Here is a 13,363-nt window from a genome sequence, read left to right as displayed (position 1 = left end):
GATCGGCTCGATCCCCAGCAGGGATGCGCCTCCGCAGGGGGAGCACCCTCGCGGGAACGGTTCACCCCATGGAGGACCCGCGTGCCCCAGCCGCACCACAGCCCCGACCCGCTCCGCTTCGGCGCGAACTACGTGCCCTCGTCCGGCTGGTTCTACGGCTGGCTCGACCAGCCGGCCGACGCCGCCCGCCGCGACTTCGAGGACCTCGCGGGGATCGGGCTCGACCACGTCCGGGTGTTCCCGATCTGGCCGTGGATCCAGCCCAACCGAGCGCTCATCAGGCGGCGCGGGATCGACGACCTGCTCGCCGTGATCGACGCCGCCGCCGAGTTCGGGCTGTCCGTGGCGGTGGACCTGCTGCAGGGGCACCTGTCCAGCTTCGACTTCCTGCCGTCGTGGGTGCTCACCTGGCACCGGCGCGGCCTCTTCACCGATCCCGACGTACGCGCGGGGCTGGTCGCGTACGTGGACACGCTCACCAGGGAGATCGCCACCCGCGACAACGTCTTCGCGGTGACCCTCGGCAACGAGGTCAACAACCTCTACCCGGCCAACCCGACCACGTTCGGCGACTCCAGGAGCTGGGCCGCCGAGCTGCTCGGCGTGGCCCACGCCGCCGCCCCCCGCCTGCTCGCCCTGCACTCCCTGTACGACGCCACCTGGTATGACCCGGAACACCCCTTCCACCCGGCCGACAACGTCGACCTCGGCGACCTGACGACCGTGCACTCGTGGGTGTTCAACGGCGTGTCCGCCGTCGACGGCCCGCTCGGCCCCGCCACCGTCACCCACGCCGACTACCTGGTGGAGCTGGCCGCGGCCACCTCTGCCGACCCGGCCAGACCGGTCTGGCTCCAGGAGGTCGGCGCGCCCAGGCCCGACGTGCCCGAGCCCGACGCGCCCGCGTTCGTACGCGGGCTGCTGGACGCCGTCACCCCCAACCCCGCCCTGTGGGGCGTCACCTGGTGGTGCTCCCACGACCTCGACCGCTCGCTCGCCGACTTCCCCGAGCGCGAGTACGACCTCGGCCTGTTCACCGTGGACCACCAGCCCAAGCCGGCGGCCAGGGAACTGGCCGCAGCCGTCAAGGAGCGGCGCGCCAGGGCCGGGCGCCGCAGGGCGCTCGTCTGCGACGTGGACCTCAGAGCCGAGCCCGAGCGCCGCGCGGAGATCGCGCCGGGCAGCGCCTTCCACAGCACGTGGGTGCGGCTGCGCCAGGACGGGCCGCTGGCCGTCGTCACCGCACGCCGCGCCGGCGACGCCGCCCACCTCGCGGCCAGGGGGATCGACACCGTGCTCGACCGGCAATGAGAGGAGATCAGATGCGACGCAGGCTGTTACCGGCGCTCTGCGCGGCCACGGTCGTGGCGGCCCTGCTCACCGCGCCCGCCCGGCCGGCCCTGGCGGCGGCGGGCGACCAGCCCTACGCCTCCTACTGGTACCCGGACTCGATCCTCGACTGGGACCCGGCCACCGACCCCGACGCCCGGTTCAACCGCTCCCGCGTGCCGCTGCGGCCACGTGCCCAGAATGCGGCGCTGAAGGCCAACGCCCACGCCCGCGCGGGCGAGGGCCGCGTCGTCTCGCTCGTGTCGTTCGCCCCCACTTCGGCCAACCCGTCGCAGGGCTCGCTGGACGCGAGCTACTACGCCTTCGGCCACTGGCAGTACGTCGACCGGCTCGTCTTCTGGGGCGGCTCGGCCGCCGAGGGGCTGATCCTGGCGCCGAACCCCACCGTCATCGACGCGGCCCACCGCAACGGCGTGAAGGTGTACGGCACGGTCTTCTTCCCGCCCGAGGTCTTCGGCGGGCGGCTCCAGTGGGTGCGCGACTTCGTCCAGAGACGCGGCTCGTCCTATCCCGTCGCCGACAAGCTGGTCCAGGTGGCCCGGCACTACGGGTTCGACGGCTGGTTCGTCAACCAGGAGACCGAGGGCGGGGACGCCGCGCTGGCCACCGAGCTGCGCTCGCTCATCAAGTACGCCCGCGCCAAGGGCCCGGTCGAGTTCATGTGGTACGACGCCATGACCGAGAGCGGCCCGGTCGACTGGCAGGAGGCGCTCACCACGGCCAACGACGCCTTCCTCGGCGACCCCGAGCGCGTGTCCGACTCGATGTTCCTCGACTTCGGATGGGACGCCGCCAAGCTCCGCTCGTCGCGCGCGCTGGCCGGAGCGCTCGGCAGGGACGAGCACGAGCTGTACGCCGGCATCGACACCGAGGCCGGCGGCTACGACACGAGCGTGCCGTGGGACGCGGTGTTCCCCGCCGGTCGGCCGCACGTCACCTCCCTCGGCATCTACCGCCCCGAATGGACGTGGAGATCCTCGTCGAGCCCCGCCGACTTCCGGGCCAGGGACTCCCGCTTCTGGGTGGGCGCCAACGGAGACCCGTCCGACACGTCGAGCTCGTCGGCGTGGAAGGGCCTGGCACACCACATCGCCGAGTCGACGCCGGTCACCGGCAAACCGTTCGTGACAGGGTTCAACCTCGGGCACGGCGACTTCTACAACGTCGGCGGGGTCCGCGTGCGCGACGGCGGCTGGAACAACCTGTCCGTGTAGGACGTGCCGCCCACCTACCAGTGGATCGTCAGCTCCCGCGGCACCGAGCTGACCCCGTCGATCGACTTCGGCGACGCCTACGAGGGCGGCTCGTCGCTGCGGCTCACCGGCCGCCTCGACGCCGTCAACACCGTACGGCTCTACCAGACGCGCCTGCCGGTGGCGGCGGACACGAAGCTGTCGGTCGTGGTCAGGACGCCCGCGGCGGGGGCCACTCACCTGCGGGTGGCCGTCGCGTTCACCGACGCGCCCACCAGGTTCACCACCTTCGACCTGGGGGCCACCAGGGACACCGGCTGGGAGCGCAGGACACTCGACCTGTCCGCCCACGCCGGCCGGACCATCGCCCAGATCGGGCTGCGGACGACGGGCGTGAAGAAGGCCTACGACATCCGCGTCGGGCAGCTCGCCGTGTACGACGGCGCGGTGGACAGGCCGTCCGCGCCCACCGGGCTCACCGTGCTCGGCGTCACCGACGTGTCGGACACCCGTAAGTCGCTCCGCCTGGCCTGGACCGGCTCGCGCGGGAAGGTGCACCACTACGACGTCTACCGCCGCGATCCCGGCGGCGGCCGTACGTACCTGGGCGCCACCCCCAACGACGCCTACTTCGTGCCCGGGCTTGACCGCGCCGGCGGCGAGACGAGCACGACGATCGAGGTGGAGGCGGTCTCCACGGAGTACGGCCGCTCGCCCGCCGCGAAGGCCGCCGTCTCCTGGACCGGCGCCTCCGGGACGCCCGCCCGGCCGCCGGGAGAACGCTCATGACGAGTGGCGGATCTACGACAAGTCGGGATCTGGCCACACCAACCTCGTAGACAGCGCCAGCTCAGGGCCGCTAGGAAGTCGGGTATTCGTGCTTACCGACTTCTGGAGGTCGTTCATGCTGCATGGGTTAGGGCGCGCGAGACGATGGCGGCGAGGGACGGTCATGGCCGCCACGGCCGCCATGACCGCCGCGCTGCTGTCGGCCCCCGGCGCGCACGCGACCGTCGCGCCGCCCGTGGAGTTCACGAGCGACGCGGCGGGCGATGAGATCACACTGGTCACCGGCGATCGTGTACGCGTGCGCGCCGTGGACGGCGAGCACAGGACCGTGGCGGTCACCCCCGCGCCCCGGGCGGACGGCTCGGTGCCGACGTTCCAGGTGCTGGAAACCGGCGGAGACCTGAGCGTCATCCCCGACGACGTCGCCGCCCTGGTGCCGGAGCGGCTCGACAGCGCGCTGTTCAACGTGACGGCGCTGGCCGAGCAGGGGTACGACGACGCCATCCCGCTGATCCTCACCTACGCGGGGAACGCCCCCAAGGCCGCGGTGCCGTCCGTCAAGCAGGTCCGCACGCTGGAGAGCATCGGCGGGACGGGCGTGTCGCTGGCCGAGCCGGACGCGGCGGCGTTCGGGGCCGAGCTGGCCAAGCTGGACGGCCCGGACGCCCGCGCCGCCGGGCCGCTGGCGGGCGTGTCGAAGATCTGGCTCGACCGCAAGGTGAAGCCGGTCCTGGAGCACAGCGTGCCGCAGATCGGCGCGCCCGAGGCCTGGGCCGCCGGGTACGACGGCGCCGGCACCACCGTCGCCGTGCTCGACACCGGCGTGGACGCCGCGCACCCCGACCTCGCGGGCAAGGTCACCGGTCAGCGCGACTTCACCGGCGAGAACGTCACGGGCGACCCGCACGGCCACGGCACCCACGTCGCGAGCACGATCGCGGGCGCCGGCGCGGACGGCGGCGGCAAGGGCGTGGCGCCCGGCGCCAGGCTGCTCAACGGCCGGGTGCTCGCCGGCGACGGCTTCGGCCAGCTGTCGTGGATCATCGACGGCATGGAGTGGGCGGCGGGCGAGCAGCGCGCCGAGATCGTCAACATGAGCCTGGGCAGCCCGGAGCCGGGCGGCCCGCTGACCGCCGCGGTCTCCCGGCTGACCGAGCAGTACGGGACGCTGTTCGTGGTGGCCGCGGGCAACGACGGCTGCGACTCGTGCGTGGGCACCCCCGGCGACGCCCCCGAGGCGCTGACCGTCGGGGCGGTCGACCGCGAGGACCGGCTGGCCGATTTCTCCAGCAGGGGCCCGATCGTCGCCGACCAGGCCGTCAAGCCGGACGTGACCGCGCCGGGCGTGGAGATCTCCGCCGCCAAGCCCGGCGGCGGCCACGCCGCGATGTCCGGCACCTCCATGGCCACCCCGCACGTCGCGGGCGCGGCGGCGCTGCTGCGGCAGGCCCGCCCCGGCGTCACGGGCGGCGAGCTGAAGTCGCTGCTCATGGCCACCGCCAAGCCGGGCCAGGACATCCCCGTCGACGCGCAGGGCGCGGGCAGGATCGACGTGGCCGCCGCCCTGAACAACCCGGTCGCGGTCTCGGCCGGCTCGGCCAACTTCGGCAGGCTCGCCCCCGGCGAGGAGAAGAGCCTCACCGTCACGTACCACAACCTCGGGCAGGAACCCGCGGAGCTGGACCTGTCGAGCGGCGGCGCGTTCGCCGTCGAGCCGGCCGGGCTCACCGTGCCCGCGTCGGGGACGGCCGAGGCCAAGGTCACGCTGAAGGCGGACAAGGCCGGACTCCTGCGCCAGGAGCTGACGGCCGCCGTCGAAGGCGGCGCGTCCGTGCGCACGCTGCTGACCGCCGACGTCGAGGAGAAGCGCGTCGAGCTGCGCGTACGCGGCATCGCCAGGGACGGCCGCCCAGGCCGCGGCGGCTTCACCGTGCTCGACCTCGACGAGGGCACCCTGGTCGGCCGCGTGCTCCCCGGCGAGCCCGCGGAGCCGTGCACCGAGCAGAAGTACGGCAAGGGCACCTGCCTGCTGGTCAAGCCCGGCACGTACTCGGTGCTCGGCCACATCTTCACCATGCCGGCCACCCAGGACAGCACCGCCAAGGGCACGCCGCTCAACGAGAGCCTGCTCGGCGACCCCGAGATGACGATCACCGAGGACACCGAGGTCGTGCTGGACGCCCGCAAGGCCGTCGAGGTCGAGGTCGAGACGCCCGACCACAGGACCAAGCGGAACACCGGCTCGGCCGCCGCGCTCCGGTGGTACCGGGCAGGGGAGCAGGGCACCGCGCTGCGCGGCGGCACCACCATCTCGCCCGGCGGCCAGATCGAGGAGCGGCTGTTCGTCCAGCCCACCGAGAAGGTCACCAAGGGCACGTTCGTCGTCTCCACCCGGTGGCGGCTGACGGCCCCCGAGATCACCCTCACCACCCTCGGGCTCAAACTGGATCCCCAGTACGTGGACCCGGTCCAGTTCAGCGACTTCGCCACCGAGTACCCGCGCCTGGACGGCACCCGGCTGCTCATGGCGGTCGACGCGGGACGAGGCGGCCCCGGCGAGATCAAGGCCCGCGACCTGCGCGGCAAGCTCGCCGTCATCCGCCGCACCCCAGGGGTTCCGGTCTCCACGCAGTCCAACGCGGCCGCGGCGGCCGGGGCGAAGATGGTGGCCGTCTACAGCGACCAGCCGGGCCACGACGTCACCACCGGCGGCAACGGCGTCAAGCTCGCCGTCCCGACCGTGCGGCTGACCCACGAGGAAGGGCTGAAGCTCGTCGAGCGGCTGCGCCGGCTGCCGGTGCCGATCGTGGCCAAGGGCATCGTCGCCAGCCCGTACGTCTACGACCTGTTCCTCCAGGAGAAGGGCCAGGTGCGTGACAAGCCCCGGTACGTGGTCAGGTCGAGGTCGCTGGCCAGGATCGAGACGGACTTCCACACCCAGCTCGCCGACGACGTGACGGTGAACGAGGCCAGGTTCGTCTTCCAGCCCTGGGACACCACGTCGATCTCCACGAACCATCCCATGGCCAAGGCGCCGCGCACCCGGACCGACTACGTCACCCCCGGGCCCGACCTGCGCTGGACCGCGTCGGCCGGCGTTCCTGAGCGGCACTACAACAGCATGTGGCCACACCCGGACACGCCGCGCATCGCGCTGTCGTCGCCGGACTTCCGCCCGTACGAGGCGGGCGAGCGGGTCGGCCGCGCGGTGTTCAAGCAGCCGCTGCTGCCGGGCGTCAACCCGCGCAACCCGGTGCGCAGGGAGGGCGACAAGCTGCGCGTGTCCATGCAGGGCTTCGTGGACGCCGCCGGCAACTACGGCGACACCTACACCAGCAAGTTCGAGCACGGCATGAAGACCGATTTCAGGCTCTACCAGGGCGACACGCTCCTGTGGCAGACGAACTACCTGCCGTCGGGGTCGGGCACGCTCTCCCCGGAGAAGTCGGAATACCGGATCGAGTACGACCTGGCCAACGAGGCCGGCTGGGCGAAGCTGTCCACCCGTACCAAGGGGGTGTGGACCTTCGGCTCCGAGCGGGCCGCGGAAACGGCGGTGATCCCGCTGCTGCTGGCCACGTTCGACGCGCCGGTCGACCTGAAGAACCGGGCCGGGTCGCGCAAGCTGGGCCTGTCCCTCCACCACCAGGAGGGCGCGGAGCAGAGCGCGATCAAGGACGTCTCGCTGGAGGTGTCGTACGACGACGGCGCCACCTGGAAGCCCGTCCGCCTGCGGGACAAGGGTGAACGGAGGTACGAGACGACCATCGGCCGGTCGCCGTCCGGGTTCGTCTCGCTGCGGCTGAACGCCTCCGACGTCAACGGCAACACCCTGGCGCAGGAGGTGATCCGCGCCTACGCCACGCGCTGAGCGTCCCGCGCGCCGGGATCAGGGGGAGGGCGGTGCACCGCCCTCCCCCTGTCGCGCCGGGGCGTGCCTCGGACCTCGCCGGGGCTCACGTCGCCTGTCGCCCCTCTCAGGCCCGGTCGCCGGGGCGCGCCTGCCGGGGTGACCGGCGACGCGCTCAGGTGACGGGTTCGAGCGTGGGCGCCCCGTCCGTGCGCTTGATGTGCCGCGCGCGGAAGACCTGCCGCCTGCCGCCCGCGGTGAAGGTGGCGCGCGCGACGACGCGGCCGCGCTTCGTGGCGGGGAGCGGGAAGCCGACCGTGATCGCCGTACCGGGCTCCAGCCGCGGCACCCGGTGCGCCCGCCGCTTGCGCGGCCCGTCGAGTCCCAGCTCGACCCCGCGCCACGGACGGGACGACCCGTTGTGCAGGGTCACGATGACCTGGTCGTCCGTGAGCTCCGTGCGCAGCCCGTACGGGATGCGCGGGTCGGGCCCGATGGACGCGTCGAGGGTGGCCAGCAGCTCGGCGGTCAGCTCGGGACGGTCCGCCGCCACGTCGAGCTTCTCGCCCGGGTCGGCGGACAGGTCGTAGAGCTCGACCCGGCCCTCGGGCCCGGCCCCGGCGATGTTCGGGGCGAACCGGACGACCTTCCACCGGCCGCGCCGGATGGCCTGGGCCTTGCGCGGCCGGTTCCACACCAGGTGGTCGTGCTCGGGCGCGTCCGCGCCGGTGAGCAGGCCGCGGAACGACCGCCCGTCGAGGTGGGCGGGCACCGGCACCTCCGCCAGGTCCGCCAGCGTCGGCAGCACGTCCCAGAAGGCGACCGGCTGCCGCTCGACGCGGTGGCGTAACTCGGGTGACCAGGCGATCAGGGGCACGCGGATGCCGCCCTCGTACACGTCGCGCTTGTCGGCGCGGTACGGGCCGTTGGAGTTGAACAGCCGGGGCGTCACGCCCTTCTCCCGGTGGGGGCCGTTGTCGCTGGTGAACAGCACCAGCGTGCGCTCGGCGACGCCCGCGTCCCGCAGCGCCCGCAGCAGGGCGGCGACGTCGGTGTCGAGCCGGGTCACCTGTGCGGCGTGGCGGCGGTTCGGATCGCTCCACGGCTCCTTGTCGTAGACGCCCGCGTCGCCGGGGACGGCGCTGGGCGCGTGCGGCAGGTTGCTGGAGTAGTAGAGCAGGAACGGGTCGTCGTCGCCCTTGGCGATGAACTTGGTCGCCTTCTCGCGGAACAGGTGCGGCGCGTACGACTTGCCGGGGATGGGCACCTTCGTGTCGTTGTGCCACAGGTACGACGGGAAGTAGTGGTGGGCGTGGCGGTGGGTGATGTAGCCGAAGAACTCGTCGAAACCGCGCACGTTCGGATGGGAGGCCTGGTGGGGCTGCTCCGGGCCGAAGCCCCACTTGCCGATGCAGGCCGTCCGGTAGCCGGACAGCCGCAGCAGCTCGGCGAAGGTGAGGTCGGCGTCGGTCAGCGAGAGTTGCGGCCCGCCCTCGGGGTTGTCGCGTACGGTGCCGTGACCGGCGTGCAGCCCGGTGAGCAACGCGCAGCGTGACGGCGCGCACAGCGGCGCCCCCGCGTACGCCGTCGCGAACCGCACTCCCTCGGCGGCCATCCGGTCCAGGTTCGGCGTGTGGATCTTGCGCTGTCCTTGGCTGCCGATCTCACCCCATCCGAGGTCGTCGGCCAGGACGAGCAGGATGTTCGGCCGCGAGGGAAGGCGGCCGCGGACGGCGGCGGCGTCTGCCGCTGAGGGGGCCGCTAGGGAGGCCGCTGAGGGCGCGGCGAGGCCGGCGAGAGTTCCGGCGAATAAGGTGCGGCGGGAGAGCCCGTTGATCACGAAGGGCAACATATCGGAGGTTGCGGGGAACGGCGGGCAAATCCCCGGCGAACTCTGTCACAGCATGGCATCCACAGCGGTGAGAAAAGTCACTCACCGGAGATAGCCCCACTGGCGGCAGATCTGGTGGAGCGCATCCGGGATCTCCCCTGCCTCGGGCAGGGGGCGGGCGGCGACGACGGTGCCGGCGCGGATCTTGTCGCGCCAGTCGCCGATGCCCTTGACGAAGGCGCCGTGGTCCTGGTCGCCGTAGGAGAGCATGGCGGGCTCGTACGCGACGTCCAGGAACGCGCAGAGCCGGCGCAGCTCGGCCTCGGGGTCGGCGACCAGGTCCTCGTAGCGCAGCGTCAGCCCTTTCAGGTGCGTGCGAGCCTCCTGGAGGTAGGTCATGTAACTCAGCGTGCGCGGCACGGCCTCCTCCATGGGCCGCTTGGGCGGGTCGGCCTCGTGCCAGGACTGCACGATCGACATGGGGTGGCGCAGCAGGAAGACGAAACGCGCGTCCGGCCAGCAGGTCGAGATCCGCCGCCAGGCGAACACGTTGCTCGGCGTCTTCTCCGCCAGGATCGGCTTGCCGCTGCGGCTCAGCTCCCGGTGCAGCAGCCGGTCCCAGACGATGTGCTCGATGTCGCTGTGGGTGTGGCCGAGCAGGTCCATGGCCTGCCGTACGGGATCGGTGCCGAGGCCGACTGTCACCCGCCTGAAGTGCGTCTCGATCGGCGAGTGGATGCGCGAGTGGCTGTCGAGCATGACGCGCAGCAGCGTCGAGCCCGACCGTACGGACGACAGCAGGAAGACCGGCTCGCGCAGCAAGCGGTCGTGGACGCCGTCGACGGGCGGCCGCACCTCGTCGCCCGGCAGCCGCCGCAGTTCCGGCGGCGGCGGCTTGGGCGCCGGTTTCGGCGCCTCCTTGCGCAGGCGGCGCGTCAACGTGTATCCGGTCAGGCCTTCGAGCGTGGCGTTGGCACGGTACCTCCAGTTCATGGGGCTACAAGCTAGGGCGGCGCAGTGAACCCCAGGTGAATCGGACCTGTGAACCTGTACCGAGGAGCGCGGCGCGGGTCAGGCCTCCAGGTGGCGGCGGGTGATGCCGGTGGGCGCGGGCTGCGGGGCGATTGCGGGACGACGCGCCGCGGCCGGTCAGACGGCGAGACGGCGGGGACCGCCGAGGCCAGAGCCTCGGTGTACGGGTGCCGGGGGCCGGCGAAGACGATCTCCTTGACCCCCGTTGCCTGTAAGGCTCAATCGGTAATACCTTACATACGACCTGTCAGGGGGAACCGAGGGCCGGATGCAGAAGGAGCGCCATATGACGAGGTCAGAGCCCCTGTTCGAGTCGCTGCCCCGCCGCAACCTGCGCGACGAGGCCGCGGCGCAGCTGAGGGGCCAGATCATCGCCGGATCGCTCACCCCCGGCGTGATCTACTCGATGTCCACCATCGCGGCGCAGCTGGGCGTCTCCGCGACGCCCGTCCGCGAGGCCGTGCTCGAACTGGCCAAGGAAGAGCTCGTCGAGATGGTGCAGAACCGCGGCTTCCGCGTGCGCGTGGCGACCGGCAAGGATCTCGACGACATCGTCGAGATCCGGCTGACCCTCGAGGTGCCCGCGATGGGCAGGCTGGCGGACCTGCGGCCGGTGCCCGAGCTGGAGAAGCTGCGGCCGATGGCCGAAGAGCTCGTCGAGCACGCCGCGAATGGCGACATGGTGGCGTTCGTCGTGCTGGACAGCGAGTTCCACCTGTCGCTGACCGCGCTCCTCGGCAACCCGCGCTACGTCGAGCTCGTCCGGGTGCTGCGCAACCAGACCCGGCTGTCGGCGCTGCCGAAGTTGCGGGGAGGCACGCCGCTCGTGGAGTCCGCCCGCGAGCACGTACGCCTGCTCGACCTGATCGCCGCGGGCGACAGGCCGGGCGCCGAGGCACTGATGACCACGCACGTGAACCACGCCCGCGGCCTGTGGGCGGGACGGCCAGAGGACGACGGGCGGACCGCGCCCGACGTCAGGTAAGGGAGATCTCCGTGTCGACGATCACGTCCGTCACCCGGTCCGCACGCGCCCTCCACGACTCGTCGATCGTCGTGGACGGCACCTGTCCCGGCTTCCACTGGAGGGAACGGCTGCAGACCTGGATCGACGGCGGCGTCACCTGCTGCGTGGTCAGCTTCGTGGCGTTCGAGGACTGCCGCCGCGCGGTCTCCCTGCTCGCCGAGGCCTTCCGCTACCTGCGCGAACGGCCGGACCGGCTGGTGCTGGCGACCTCGGCCGAGCAGATCCGCCAGGCGAAGACCGACGGGAAGCTCGCCGTGGTCCTGCACTTCCAGGGCACCCACGCGCTCGAGTACGAAGCCGACCTCGTCGAGCTGTTCTGGCGGCTCGGCGTGCGGGTCGTGCAGCTCGCCTACAACCAGCGCAGCCCCGTCGGCGACGGCTGCGAGGAGCCGTCCGACGCCGGACTCAGCTCGCTCGGCCGCACCGTCGTCGCCGAGCTCAACCGGCTGGGCATCGTCATCGACGTCTCGCACACCGGCGCGCGCACCAGCCACGAGGCCGTCGCCCTGTCCACCGCGCCGGTCGTCGCCTCCCACTCCAACCCCGCCGGGCTGCATCCCAGCTCCCGCAACATCTCCGACGCCCTGATCAGAGACCTGGCCGCGACCGGCGGGCTGGTCGGGATCAACGGCTTCCCCGGGTTCCTGTCGGAGGAGTCGCCGCCGACGCTCGACCGCTTCGTCGACGCCATCACCTACGTCGCCGACCTGGTCGGAGTCGCGCACGTCGGCATCGGGCTCGACTACACGATCCGCAACCCGCCGATGGAGCTCTACGAGCAGTACGTACGCGACGGCATCTGGTCGGCGGCCACCTATCCGCCGCCGCCGTGGCACTTCCCATCCGGTCTCGACGACGCGTCGGGCCTGCCCAACCTGACACAGCGGCTGCTCGAGCGCGGCTACACCGAGGACGAGACCCGTGCCGTCCTCGGCGGCAACTGGCTGCGCGTCTTCGAGCAGGTATGGCACGAGACAGGGAGCACGACATGACCATCACCGCCGGTGCCCTGGCCACCATCGAGCAGGCACGCGAGGCCCTGGCCGCCGCGGGCGCGACCGGCACCTTCCACGCCCGCCACGTCGGCGGCGGCGCCGAGCTCGCCCTCGACGCCGACGCGGTCCAGGTCGCCGCGTCCACGTACAAGGTCGCGGTCCTGCTGGAGGTCGCCTGCCAGGCCGTGGCCGGTGAGCTGTCGCTCACCCGGCGGGTCCGGGTGCCCGGCGACGTCCGCAGCCCCGGCCCCAGCGGCATCTCCTCGATGCTCGACGAGGTCGAGCTGTCGGTCCGCGACCTGGCCCTGCTGATGATGCAGGTCAGCGACAACACCGCGACCGACGTGCTGCAGGAGATCGTCGGCACCGCCCGTATCGCCGCCCGGCTCGACGCCCTGGGAATCCGCGACACCACCGTACGCCTCGACTGTGCCGGGCTGATCGCGGAGATCATCGACGACCTCGACGGCGACCCGCTGAACGAGGACCGCGACGCGCTCGGGGCCGCGGTCGCCGCCAGCCCCGCGCTGGCCGGGACCACCGGCAACACCACCACCGCGCGCGACATGACCACCCTGCTGAGCCTCATCTGGCGGGACGAGGCCGGGCCGCCCGAGGCCTGCGAGGAGGTGCGGCGCGTCATGCTCCAGCAGTACGCCCCGCACCGGCTCTCCACCGCCTACCGTGACGGCCCGAAGATCGCCGGCAAGACCGGCACCTTCTACGGCGGCGTCCGCAACGAGGTGGGCGTCGTCGACTTCGGCGACGGCGAGGAGTACGCGGTCGCGATCTTCCTGCGCCAGCACGAGTTCGACCTGCGCGACGGCCGGGCCGACGCCGCGATCGGAGCGGTGGCGCGGCTGCTCGTCGACCACCTCAGGAGCACCCGGTGAGCGTCACACCGGCCCCGCGCCTGGCCGAGATGACCTGGCCGCAGGTCGAGGAGCGGATGGCCGCGGGCGCGCGGACCGTGCTGTTCGCGGCGGGCTCCACCGAGCAGCACGGCCCCCACCTGCCGCTGGTGACCGACACCATGCTCGGGGACGCCCTCGCGGCCAGGGTCGCCGCACGGCTGCCCGGCGTCGTCCTCGCCCCCACCGTCCCGTTCGGGGTGTCCACCCACCACATGGCCTTCCCCGGCACCGTCACCCTCGACGAGGCGACGTTCAAGGCGGTGATCCTGCGTTACTCCGAGAGCCTCGCCGCCCACGGGTTCGAGACCGTGCTGGTCCTGCCGAGCCATGGCGGCAACTTCGCCCCGCTGGCCGGCCTCCTGGCGGAGACGGGGGGGCGGGT

General features: G+C 72.4%; 11 protein-coding genes. 8 read left to right on the top strand and 3 right to left on the bottom strand.

The genetic code is table 11. The features are described 5' to 3' along the window. The first annotated feature begins 81 nt into the window (after positions 1-81). The 4 genes from E1292_RS30125 (at position 82) to E1292_RS30115 (ending at position 7,203) form a co-directional block, all read left to right on the top strand. Entirely contained in the window at positions 82-1,311 is a 1,230-nt protein-coding gene (locus E1292_RS30125) for a glycoside hydrolase 5 family protein (RefSeq protein ID WP_132598998.1), read from the top strand. 11 nt (positions 1,312-1,322) lie between these two features. Then, on the top strand, positions 1,323-2,564 hold the full coding sequence (locus E1292_RS52915; protein ID WP_220447127.1) for an endo-beta-N-acetylglucosaminidase: 1,242 nt from the start codon (positions 1,323-1,325) through the stop codon (positions 2,562-2,564). 3 nt (positions 2,565-2,567) lie between these two features. Next, positions 2,568-3,332 carry a GH85 family endohexosaminidase C-terminal domain-containing protein gene (locus tag E1292_RS52910; protein ID WP_220447126.1) on the top strand — a complete coding sequence of 255 codons (765 nt, stop codon included), beginning with the start codon at positions 2,568-2,570 and terminating at the stop codon, positions 3,330-3,332. Positions 3,333-3,495: 163 nt separating this feature from the next. After that, positions 3,496-7,203 carry a S8 family peptidase gene (locus E1292_RS30115; protein ID WP_246090436.1) on the top strand — a complete coding sequence of 1,236 codons (3,708 nt, stop codon included), beginning with the start codon at positions 3,496-3,498 and terminating at the stop codon, positions 7,201-7,203. 154 nt (positions 7,204-7,357) lie between these two features. Here E1292_RS30115 and E1292_RS30110 read toward each other — a convergent pair whose 3' ends face one another. The 3 genes from E1292_RS30110 to E1292_RS55885 all read right to left on the bottom strand — a co-directional run bounded on the left by E1292_RS30110 (position 7,358) and on the right by E1292_RS55885 (position 10,236). Then, a complete protein-coding gene (locus tag E1292_RS30110) occupies positions 7,358-9,022 on the bottom strand; it encodes an arylsulfatase (RefSeq protein WP_165974812.1) in 1,665 nt (554 codons plus the stop codon). Between the two features lie 93 nt (positions 9,023-9,115). After that, positions 9,116-10,006, bottom strand: coding sequence for a sulfotransferase family protein (locus tag E1292_RS30105; RefSeq protein WP_132598992.1), 891 nt, complete (start codon positions 10,004-10,006; stop codon positions 9,116-9,118). Between the two features lie 11 nt (positions 10,007-10,017). After that, entirely contained in the window at positions 10,018-10,236 is a 219-nt protein-coding gene (locus E1292_RS55885; RefSeq protein WP_132599034.1) for an ABC transporter ATP-binding protein, read from the bottom strand. A 95-nt stretch (positions 10,237-10,331) separates the two neighbouring features. Between E1292_RS55885 and E1292_RS30095 the strand changes: the two genes are divergently transcribed. The 4 genes from E1292_RS30095 to E1292_RS30080 form a co-directional block, all read left to right on the top strand. Further along, positions 10,332-11,030 carry a GntR family transcriptional regulator gene (locus E1292_RS30095; RefSeq protein WP_132598990.1) on the top strand — a complete coding sequence of 233 codons (699 nt, stop codon included), beginning with the start codon at positions 10,332-10,334 and terminating at the stop codon, positions 11,028-11,030. Between the two features lie 11 nt (positions 11,031-11,041). Next, complete coding sequence (locus E1292_RS30090) at positions 11,042-12,064, top strand: dipeptidase (protein WP_165974811.1); 1,023 nt, start codon at positions 11,042-11,044, stop codon at positions 12,062-12,064. Continuing rightward, a complete protein-coding gene (locus E1292_RS30085; protein ID WP_165974810.1) occupies positions 12,061-12,960 on the top strand; it encodes a serine hydrolase in 900 nt (299 codons plus the stop codon). Before E1292_RS30090 ends, E1292_RS30085 begins: the two co-directional genes overlap by 4 nt. Continuing rightward, positions 12,957-13,363, top strand: a 407-nt coding sequence (locus tag E1292_RS30080; protein ID WP_220447125.1) for a creatininase family protein, incomplete at its 3' end; no start/stop codon positions are given. The genes E1292_RS30085 and E1292_RS30080, both read left to right, overlap by 4 nt.

It is taken from the genome of Nonomuraea deserti (assembly GCF_004348685.1).
Classification (GTDB): domain Bacteria; phylum Actinomycetota; class Actinomycetes; order Streptosporangiales; family Streptosporangiaceae; genus Nonomuraea; species Nonomuraea deserti.
Note: the sequence above shows the minus strand (reverse complement) of the source record. Positions and strands in the feature narration are given on the sequence as shown.

Bases quoted from the DNA above. Each gene is read 5' to 3' on its own strand.
- E1292_RS52915 (WP_220447127.1), top strand. From the start codon at position 1,323: ATGCGACGCAGGCTGTTACCGGCGCTCTGCGCGGCCACGGTCGTGGCG.
- E1292_RS30105 (WP_132598992.1), bottom strand. From the start codon at position 10,006: ATGAACTGGAGGTACCGTGCCAACGCCACGCTCGAAGGCCTGACCGGA.
- E1292_RS30085 (WP_165974810.1), top strand. From the start codon at position 12,061: ATGACCATCACCGCCGGTGCCCTGGCCACCATCGAGCAGGCACGCGAG.
- E1292_RS30095 (WP_132598990.1), top strand. From the start codon at position 10,332: ATGACGAGGTCAGAGCCCCTGTTCGAGTCGCTGCCCCGCCGCAACCTG.
- E1292_RS30115 (WP_246090436.1), top strand. From the start codon at position 3,496: ATGGCCGCCACGGCCGCCATGACCGCCGCGCTGCTGTCGGCCCCCGGC.